The 7,745-nt window shown below is 58.7% G+C and carries 13 protein-coding genes and 1 pseudogene; 4 read left to right on the top strand and 10 right to left on the bottom strand.

Features of this window, described 5'->3' with window-relative positions; translation table 11 throughout:
* A partial coding sequence (locus AC13QO_RS29520) for an Lrp/AsnC family transcriptional regulator (RefSeq protein WP_488542722.1) occupies window positions 1-289 on the bottom strand: 289 nt, incomplete at its 3' end.
* 135 nt (window positions 290-424) lie between these two features.
* Here AC13QO_RS29520 and AC13QO_RS29525 point away from each other — a divergent pair.
* The 3 genes from AC13QO_RS29525 to AC13QO_RS29535 all read left to right on the top strand — a co-directional run bounded on the left by AC13QO_RS29525 (window position 425) and on the right by AC13QO_RS29535 (window position 2,338).
* Entirely contained in the window at window positions 425-1,528 is a 1,104-nt protein-coding gene (locus tag AC13QO_RS29525) for a saccharopine dehydrogenase family protein (protein ID WP_488542723.1), read from the top strand.
* A 133-nt stretch (window positions 1,529-1,661) separates the two neighbouring features.
* A complete protein-coding gene (locus AC13QO_RS29530; RefSeq protein ID WP_285196236.1) occupies window positions 1,662-1,904 on the top strand; it encodes a type II toxin-antitoxin system Phd/YefM family antitoxin in 243 nt (80 codons plus the stop codon).
* A complete protein-coding gene (locus tag AC13QO_RS29535) occupies window positions 1,904-2,338 on the top strand; it encodes a PIN domain-containing protein (RefSeq protein WP_488542724.1) in 435 nt (144 codons plus the stop codon). The genes AC13QO_RS29530 and AC13QO_RS29535 overlap by 1 nt, the downstream gene beginning before the upstream one ends.
* Before the next feature lie 229 nt (window positions 2,339-2,567).
* Here the strand turns inward: AC13QO_RS29535 and AC13QO_RS29540 are convergent, their stop codons facing one another.
* From AC13QO_RS29540 to AC13QO_RS29580, 9 genes are all read right to left on the bottom strand, one after another.
* Entirely contained in the window at window positions 2,568-3,035 is a 468-nt protein-coding gene (locus AC13QO_RS29540) for a VOC family protein (protein ID WP_488542730.1), read from the bottom strand.
* Window positions 2,921-3,244 carry a hypothetical protein gene (locus tag AC13QO_RS29545; RefSeq protein WP_488542731.1) on the bottom strand — a complete coding sequence of 108 codons (324 nt, stop codon included), beginning with the start codon at window positions 3,242-3,244 and terminating at the stop codon, window positions 2,921-2,923. The genes AC13QO_RS29540 and AC13QO_RS29545 overlap by 115 nt, the downstream gene beginning before the upstream one ends.
* Before the next feature lie 2 nt (window positions 3,245-3,246).
* Complete coding sequence (locus AC13QO_RS29550) at window positions 3,247-3,513, bottom strand: VOC family protein (RefSeq protein ID WP_488542725.1); 267 nt, start codon at window positions 3,511-3,513, stop codon at window positions 3,247-3,249.
* A gap of 19 nt (window positions 3,514-3,532) precedes the next feature.
* Complete coding sequence (locus AC13QO_RS29555; RefSeq protein ID WP_488542726.1) at window positions 3,533-3,832, bottom strand: hypothetical protein; 300 nt, start codon at window positions 3,830-3,832, stop codon at window positions 3,533-3,535.
* Window positions 3,832-5,469: an IS66 family transposase gene (gene tnpC, locus AC13QO_RS29560; RefSeq protein ID WP_488542727.1), complete on the bottom strand. Its 1,638-nt coding sequence runs from the start codon at window positions 5,467-5,469 to the stop codon at window positions 3,832-3,834. Before tnpC ends, AC13QO_RS29555 begins: the two co-directional genes overlap by 1 nt.
* Before the next feature lie 59 nt (window positions 5,470-5,528).
* Entirely contained in the window at window positions 5,529-5,879 is a 351-nt protein-coding gene (gene tnpB, locus AC13QO_RS29565; RefSeq protein WP_488542728.1) for an IS66 family insertion sequence element accessory protein TnpB, read from the bottom strand.
* Window positions 5,876-6,283 (bottom strand): IS66-like element accessory protein TnpA, encoded by a 408-nt coding sequence (gene tnpA, locus AC13QO_RS29570; protein WP_488542729.1) that lies wholly within the window; start codon window positions 6,281-6,283, stop codon window positions 5,876-5,878. The genes tnpB and tnpA overlap by 4 nt, the downstream gene beginning before the upstream one ends.
* 251 nt (window positions 6,284-6,534) lie before the next feature.
* Window positions 6,535-6,954: a type II toxin-antitoxin system VapC family toxin gene (locus tag AC13QO_RS29575; protein WP_285196231.1), complete on the bottom strand. Its 420-nt coding sequence runs from the start codon at window positions 6,952-6,954 to the stop codon at window positions 6,535-6,537.
* Window positions 6,951-7,205, bottom strand: coding sequence for a FitA-like ribbon-helix-helix domain-containing protein (locus AC13QO_RS29580; RefSeq protein ID WP_285196230.1), 255 nt, complete (start codon window positions 7,203-7,205; stop codon window positions 6,951-6,953). Before AC13QO_RS29580 ends, AC13QO_RS29575 begins: the two co-directional genes overlap by 4 nt.
* A gap of 154 nt (window positions 7,206-7,359) precedes the next feature.
* On the opposite strand from AC13QO_RS29580, the pseudogene AC13QO_RS29585 reads away from it, so the two are divergent.
* A pseudogene (locus tag AC13QO_RS29585) lies at window positions 7,360-7,502 on the top strand (helix-turn-helix domain-containing protein); the annotation flags it as partial.
* Window positions 7,503-7,745: the final 243 nt, after the last annotated feature.

Genomic DNA, 7,745 nt, shown 5'->3' on the forward strand with positions numbered 1-7,745 from the left:
CCGAATGCACCTCTGTCACCGCTGTCATCTTTTCGAGCGATGCCGTCACCTGCGAGAGCGCCTTCGGCGCAATGGTGATCAGGATGTGCGCGCGGACCAGGCTGGAAGCATAGCTCTCCGACAGCCGGATCGAATAGCCAGCGATGACCTTGGCGCTCTCCAGACGCTCGAGACGAGCCTGCACCGTGGTGCGCGACAGCGACAGCCGCTTAGCGAGAGTCGCGACCGGCATCCGGGCATTTTCACTGAGCACGGCGAGCAGCTCGCGATCTTTGTCGGATAGCGCCATGTTTCCCACGATCTGCCTATCATCTCCGGCATTATGCCGAATTATCTACGTCATATTGCACATAATGTCGCTATGAATCGTCTTTCCCCGACGGCAAACTTATAAAAATCTATAGGCAAACTCCAGGGGATTTATATGAAGGAAATAGTGGTGATCGGTGCTGGCAAAATTGGCGGAGCGATCGCGCTGATGCTGGCGGAGACGGGCGACTACAAGGTCGTGGTCACCGATCGCGACGAGAAGCAGCTTTCCAAGATCGACCATCATCCGGCGATCTCGACCGCAGCCGTCGACATCACCGATAGCGCCGCGCTGGTCGCCGTCCTCAAGGGAAAGTTTGCCGTTCTCTCGGCGGCACCCTTCAATCTGACCGGCAAGGTTGCCGAAGCAGCGCTCGAAGCATCCGTCCACTATCTCGATCTCACCGAAGACGTTGCCACGACCAAGAAGGTCGAAGAGCTTGCCCACGCTGCCGATGTCGCCTTCATTCCGCAATGCGGTCTGGCGCCGGGCTTCATCTCGATCGTTGCCAGTGAGCTCGCGACCCGCTTCGACACGCTCGACAGCGTTCGCATGCGCGTCGGCGCCCTGCCGCAATATCCGTCGAATGCCCTAAACTACAATCTGACCTGGAGCACGGACGGGCTGATCAACGAATATATCGAGCCCTGCGAAGCTGTCGTCGAAGGCAAGCTCGTGACGGTTCCGGCGATGGAAGAACGCGAAGAGTTCTCGCTCGATGGCGTCACCTATGAAGCCTTCAACACGTCGGGCGGCCTCGGCACGCTGGCAAAGTCGCTCGAAGGCCGAGTGCGGACCATGAACTACCGGACGATCCGTTACCCCGGCCATCAGGCGATCATCAAGGCGCTGCTGAATGACCTCAACCTGAAGAACCGTCGTGATGTTCTGAAGGATCTCTTCGAGAACGCGCTTCCGGCCACCATGCAGGACGTTGTCGTGATCTTCGTCACCGTTTGCGGCTGGAAGGATGGCCGCTATATGCAGGAAACCTACGCGAACAAGGTCTATGCGGGCGTCGTCACCGGCAAGAAAATGAGCGCGATCCAGATCACCACGGCAGCCGGTATCACCACGGTTCTCGATCTCCTCGCAGATGGCAAGCTTCCGCAGAAGGGCTTCGTTCGCCAGGAAGAGATCACCCTGGCCGATTTCCTGAACAGCCGTTTCGGCCGGGTCTATGATCCGGAAGCGATGCGCCTGAAGCAGGCGATGTAATCCTGCGCCAAACAGCTAAGAGCGCCCGGTCGTAGAAGCGATCGGGCGTTTTTTGTTGCTGAGCTCTCCGGGCTCTTGCTCAAATGAGTAGCCTTCGCTATATGACTACTATAGTCATAGCTTCGAGGCCTATATGAGAGAGATCCAGCTTAAGGATGCTAAGGCAACGCTTTCCGCCGTTGTCGATCAGGCTGTTCATGGCAATCCTGCGATCATCACTCGACATGGCAGAAAGGAAGCCGTGGTAATTTCGTTCGAGGAGTATGAAAAGCTGAAGCAGGTTCCGAGTTTCGGACGACTGCTGGCTTCCTTTCCTGGCGACGAAGGCGATATTCCGCCGCGCAGCACTAAGCCAAGCCGGCCCATCGATCTCTGATGTTTCTGATCGATACGAACGTCATATCTGCACTTGCTCCGTCGAAACGCCAGAGTCATGGACCCCTTATTGAATGGCTTGACGAAGCCAGTCCGCAGCTGTTCCTATCCGTTATTTCTGCTGCAGAGGTTAAATCCGGAATCGTCAAGGCAGAGCGCGAAGGCGCAACCACGAAAGCGCGGCAGCTGAGAGAATGGTGGGAGAGCGTCGAACATCTATACGCACAGAAGCTGTTGCCGTTCGATCTGAGATGCGCGCATGCTGCCGGTCAGATTCTCGACGACGCTCGCGCCCACCAGCCGGGCTTCGGGGACATTGCGATAGCCGCCACAGCCCAGGTGCATGGCTTGATCGTTTTGACCCGCAACTTGCGCCATTTCGAACCTCTAGGAGCTCGAGTGCTCGATCCATTCAAAGCGCTGCCCAAGCTGTAGGGGCAGAGGAGGGATCTTTCTACTACAGCCCCGCCGCCTTGGTAAGATTGACACGGAGACGATCCCGACGGCTTCCCCTGCTGCCGCTTTCAACCCGCCCCAACCGGTCACGATCGACCAAACCACTCTTTCGCCAATCGCGCTCAGAACTTTCGCGTCACGGCAAGGAAGAAGCGCAGGTCGTTCCAGTCGAGCATCTGCGCTTTGTCCATTTTCGGACCGCCAGCTATCATGCTCGTTCCGAACCCTTCTTGTCGCCATACCGGGCACGATAGTTCTCGATCGTGTCCATGGCGCCGCAGAACTCGACATTGTTCCAGTCGGGATCATAGAGATAGCAGGCGACATTGCCGCCGGTTTCCCCGTCTCCCAGCGGCGGGTCGCTATTGTGGCGTACTGGACCAAAGTTGACGGCAAAACCGTTGGCGCGCTGCTGTTCGGCGAATGCCAGGACGTCCTCCAGTCGATTTCCTTCCACTTCCAGCGCGAAGTGGAAGAAGCTCATGCCGAACGGCACGGCAATCTTGCCCGCGGGGTCATACTGCTCGATCAGGACGAGACATTCATCGTGCGCCTTCGCGCTCATGTAGCAGCAGCGAATTGTCCAGCCTTCTTTAAAAGGGTGCGGCTCTCGTTCGCAGGTGCGGCTGTGGGAAAGACCCGCGACCTGCTCGTACCAGGCGCGGCTGCGGTCAATGTCCTGCACATAGATGAGAGCTGGCCGATACGGGAAACCAGGGAGGGTTTGAAGACGCCGTAGTCCTCGGTCTTGTTCGAGAACCTCCTGCGAGTCAGCGTCGGCCAGAGCAGCACCAGCTCGCGAAACCATTTGCGTTTGAGCAGTGGGCCGAACTTCTGCTTGAAGGGAGGGATGACGTTCGGCGGAACGAAAGCGGCGGTGGTCATGGTCAGTGCTCCTCGATGATCTCGATCCAATGCCTGTCTGGGTCCTGCACGCTGAATGCGCGTGCAACAGGCTTCGCCGAGGCGAGCATGCGGCCCTTTCGGATGGGAAGCCCCATGCGTAAGGCACGGCTTCTGACCTCGTTGAATGCGGCCTCGTCGCGCAGCACCAGCGAGAAGTGCAGCATCGAATTGTTGTCCATCCTCAGCTTGTGGTGCTTCACCAGGCAGATGTCGTGGTGATGGAAGCCGAAGGAGAAGAAGGTATCCATCCGGCGTAGGCCGCGGGGTTTATGATCTCGGCTCGTCTGCCATGATGCGTTCGATCCTTTCGGGATCACATTGCTCATCGACGAGGAATTGCCGGACACCGCCCTCGCAGGTGCGGATACCGGCGAGGAATTCCTTTAAGCTCTCGATGCCCCGGTCGGTGAAGGTCGTGATGCCCTCTTGGCTGCCGTCATGGGCATGGATCATCTCGCCGTAATCGATGTTGTCTGAGTTGCTGGCGATTTCCTGGAGGAGTTCGAGGTTCTCGCCGATCAGCGAAGCAACATAATCGATCGTGTAGACATGCGTCGGGCGCGCCATCAAGCTGCTCTCTGCCGGGCGCTGCCCACGGCGGACCAGTTCCAAGGCAACAGTTCCGGCAGCCGTGATACGGGCAGGTTGGGCATGCGGGCGAGGATATCGGCCAGCCAAGCCTGCGGATCGATATCACTCATTTTGGCTGTGACGATCAGGGAATACATGAAGGCAGCGCGCTCTCCGCCGCGCTGGGAACCGGCGAATAGCCAGGCCTTTCTTCCCAGAGCGATTCCGCGCAGGGCGCGCTCTGCCGCATTGTTCGAGATGCAAAGCTTGCCGTCATCGAGGAACCGGATGAAGGCTTCCCAGCGGCCCTCTTTCTCGAACATGTAGTTGATCGCCTTGGCGACGGGATTGTGCTTCGACATCTGAGCGCGCTGGGCCATGAGCCAGTCGTGCAGTTCTTCGACGAGCGGACGAGCATGCAACTGCCTCGCTGCCAGTCGCTCCTCGGCGGACGTCCCGTTTATACCGCGCTCAATGTCGAAGAGTGCGTCGATGCGGGCGACAGCCTCAAGCGCGACCGGCGATATCTCGTGAGCAGGTTTGCCCTTGCGCACGTTGCCGGCGATGTCAGCGAGTTCGAAGAACTTGCGCCGCGCATGGCTCCAGCAGAGCGCGCTGAGCACCGGCGCGGGGCTGCGGTCGGCACGATAGAGATCGTTGTAGCCGCCATATGCATCGGCTTGCAGTGTGCCATGCCATCCGGCGAGATGTCGATTTGGATGGGTCTTCTCGCGATCGGGAGAGAAGTGGAAGAGTGCTGCGGGAGGCGCGCCACCTGCGAAGGGGCGGTCGTCGCGAACGTAGGTCCATAACCTTGCCTGCTTTGTTGCGCCCCTGGCCAGGAGTGGAACGGTGGTGTCGTCGCCATGCAGCCGTTCGGCGGCCAGCACATGAGCACGGATCAGGTCATGGATCGGTTGCAACGCCGTCGCGCACGCCCCGATCTGATCGGCCAGCGTGGAAAGACTGAGGTCGACACCTTCCCGGGCACAGCGCTCGGCCTGGCGGTTCAACGGCTGATGCTGGCCGAACTTCTCGAACAGGATCGTCGCCAGCAGGTTCGGTCCTGCCCATCCGCGCGGTGTGGCATGGAAGGGAGCCGGCGGCTGGCTGATCCTCTCGCAGTCCCGGCAGGTGAACTTCTCCCGCACCGTCTGGATCACCTTCCACTGGCGCGGAACGATCTCCAGCGTCTCGGTGATGTCCTCGCCCATCTTCACAATCCGGACCGAGCCGCAGCAGGCGCATTGCTCGGGAGCTTCAATGACCAGCCGCTCGCGCGGCAAGTGTTCGGGAAACGGCTTGCGGCCAGGCCGACGGCGTTCGAAGGCGGAAACATTCGTGATCTTGGCTGCCACGCGTTCCGCCGCGATCTCGTCCTCAGTGGCGTCGGCCTCGAGTTCTTCGAGCTGCAATTCCATCTGGTCGATCAGCCGGGCGCTCCGTTCTGAACTCTGGCCATACTGCTCGCGGCGCATCTTGGCGATCTCGAGCTTGAGGTGCCGGATCATCGCCTCGGAGGTTGTCACGACGGCGCGCACCTGCGCGAGATCGGCCTCGGCAGAGGCGGCACGCGCTTCCGATGCCGCAAGTGCGGCGCGCAGTCTGGCTATCTCCGAAGCAGCGTCATCCATGGCCGAAAGCTACCATGCCGCGTGCCGAAAGCCCAACAAAAACAGTATAATGAAAGCGATCAGCCTGCCTTCGAAGGCCGCTGCGTCCAGCGCGGGTTGCGCCAGTCGATCCCTTCCAGGAGATAGCCGAGCTGTGCTGCCGAAACCGCGACGGCCGACCCGCTCTGGCTGACCGGCCAGACGAACTTCCCAGCTTCCAGCCGCTTCAGGTAAAGCGACATGCCGATCCCGTCATGCCACAGGACCTTAATCAGATCACCTTTGCGCCCCCGGAAGCAGAAGACCTCACCGCCATGAGGATCGCGACCAAGGCCTTGTTGCACCTTCAGCGCCAAGCTGTTCATGCCACAGCGCATGTCCGTCACGCCGCCTGCAATCCATACCTTCACCCCAGCTGGAAAGGCGATCATGACGCATCCAGAACCGGTAACAGACGGGCGAGGATGGTGGGATCAAGCGAGGACGGGATCGTCAGGCGACGACCATTCGGCAGGCCGATCTCGATCATCTTGTCGCCGTCCGACCGGAGCGGAGCGGTCATCTCGGGGAACGCCGCCGGCGGCGGCGAAATCGAAAGCGGCACGAAGCTCGTCGATGCAGAAACGGTCAGAAGACCGCTTCGATATTGACGACGCCAAGTCGTCAACAATGATCGAGACACTCCATAGCGCCGAGCCGTCGCCGAGCCCTGTCGAAACCCCTGCAGACTTTCCTCGACGATCCGGACCTTCTCTTCGTCCGACCAATCTCGCCGACGGCCAAGATCGTCGGCGGACAAGAGTTCAATCGGGGAAATCACCGTAGCGCATGACATAAGGCATGGACTTAAAGCCAATCAGCAAATCACGGCAGACGGCCTTTGCCGGAGGGATACAGAAGAAGTGCATGCCTCATCGTCTTAAAACACTTTGATTGGTTTCTGCGGCCTCGCTCAGCGCCTTGAAGGGTCACAAATGCGTCTCTGCGACAGGGGCGGCTTTGCCGCACATCTGAGAGGTGCGCTTCATTGCGAGGAACCGTGTTGTTCGCCTTGGACCAATAAACCTAAGACACCTGGATCCGTCGTCATCGAGACCAGGGATTGATCACTTTCAGCCCGGCAGCTTCGAATGGGCTGGTGTCGCGAGTTGCGATTGCGAGGCCATTCGCTGCTGCTGTGGCGGCAATGTAGCCATCAGCCGTGCCGATCGCTCTCCCCGAAACTCGAGCCCGTGCCATCAGTTCCGAGTAAAACTGTGAACTCGCCAGATCAAAAGGCAGGACGCGCTCGGAAAACTGAGGCAGCACCTCGCTCTCCAGACGCTCGCGCAGGATAGTTTGCCGTTTCCCGGTAGGCATTGCAGCGATCCCGAAACGAAGTTCAGCAACCGTTATTGCGGCGAGAAAAAGCGTCTCTATGGCTTGGGCGTCCAACCAGGCGACCACTGCCTCGTCAGGAGCCGGTTTCCACGGCTCGGATAGGACATTGGTGTCCAGCAAAATCATTCGAAGGTCATCGGTTCAGCAGGCGTCTTGTCGCGACTTTTCTGAAGGACTTCAACGTCGCTGTCGGAAAGCTCAGCGTCGCGACCGATAGCCGCCAGTAAAGAGCCGAGCTTAACCCGTTCCGGCGGGCGAACAGCGGTCTCAAGAATGTCACGGATCTCGGCCTCGGTGCTTCGGCCATGATGAGCCGCTCGCAGCCGCAGAGCCCGATGTGTTTCGTCAGAGAGATTTCGAATGGTGACCGCAGGCATTGATATCACATCCATGGAAATGATAGCTTTGACATCAAAATATAAAAAGCGATGCCAATTTGCAAGAGGCTCCAGGGGGACTTCTCTTCGGGCTCTCTGCCGCGTGCCCTCCAAAAGACCTGGTCACATATTTTAGCAGTTCCACATCCCTTTCGACGCGCGCTCAGGCTACAGCCAGCAATATCTCACGGGTTGGAACACGGTCAGCGTAACCCAACAATCGTGACACTCTATGAACTCGCTCAGGCGATCGGTGTCAGTCATGTTGAACTGGTCATTCCGGAGGGCCAAGGCTGAGGTTCGCGATACCTTTAGGTACTAAGGCTTTCGGAACTTCAGGGATTCAATCGTTTGCAGCATCGCTAACGTGATTGCGAACATTTCAGACAACTGCAGTTGAAGGGATTAGAACTCGCGGCCCTCATTTAATGCCGGGACCTTCTGCTGAAGATTCAGCGAGTTAGAAGCGAGATCATTGGTGATTTCCGCCTAAGGGTTCAGCGCATTATTGAGGTCATGCAATCCGACCATCAGTATCAA

Source organism: Rhizobium sp. CNPSo 3670 (assembly GCF_057784555.1).

Excerpts from the sequence above, each read along its gene's own strand:
- AC13QO_RS29535 (WP_488542724.1), top strand. The coding sequence starts at position 1,904 with ATGTTTCTGATCGATACGAACGTCATATCTGCACTTGCTCCGTCGAAA.
- AC13QO_RS29555 (WP_488542726.1), bottom strand. The coding sequence starts at position 3,832 with ATGGCGCGCCCGACGCATGTCTACACGATCGATTATGTTGCTTCGCTG.
- AC13QO_RS29530 (WP_285196236.1), top strand. The coding sequence starts at position 1,662 with ATGAGAGAGATCCAGCTTAAGGATGCTAAGGCAACGCTTTCCGCCGTT.
- AC13QO_RS29575 (WP_285196231.1), bottom strand. The coding sequence starts at position 6,954 with ATGATTTTGCTGGACACCAATGTCCTATCCGAGCCGTGGAAACCGGCT.
- AC13QO_RS29550 (WP_488542725.1), bottom strand. The coding sequence starts at position 3,513 with ATGGATACCTTCTTCTCCTTCGGCTTCCATCACCACGACATCTGCCTG.
- tnpB (WP_488542728.1), bottom strand. The coding sequence starts at position 5,879 with ATGATCGCCTTTCCAGCTGGGGTGAAGGTATGGATTGCAGGCGGCGTG.
- AC13QO_RS29580 (WP_285196230.1), bottom strand. The coding sequence starts at position 7,205 with ATGCCTGCGGTCACCATTCGAAATCTCTCTGACGAAACACATCGGGCT.
- AC13QO_RS29545 (WP_488542731.1), bottom strand. The coding sequence starts at position 3,244 with ATGACCACCGCCGCTTTCGTTCCGCCGAACGTCATCCCTCCCTTCAAG.
- tnpC (WP_488542727.1), bottom strand. The coding sequence starts at position 5,469 with ATGGATGACGCTGCTTCGGAGATAGCCAGACTGCGCGCCGCACTTGCG.
- tnpA (WP_488542729.1), bottom strand. The coding sequence starts at position 6,283 with ATGTCATGCGCTACGGTGATTTCCCCGATTGAACTCTTGTCCGCCGAC.
- AC13QO_RS29525 (WP_488542723.1), top strand. The coding sequence starts at position 425 with ATGAAGGAAATAGTGGTGATCGGTGCTGGCAAAATTGGCGGAGCGATC.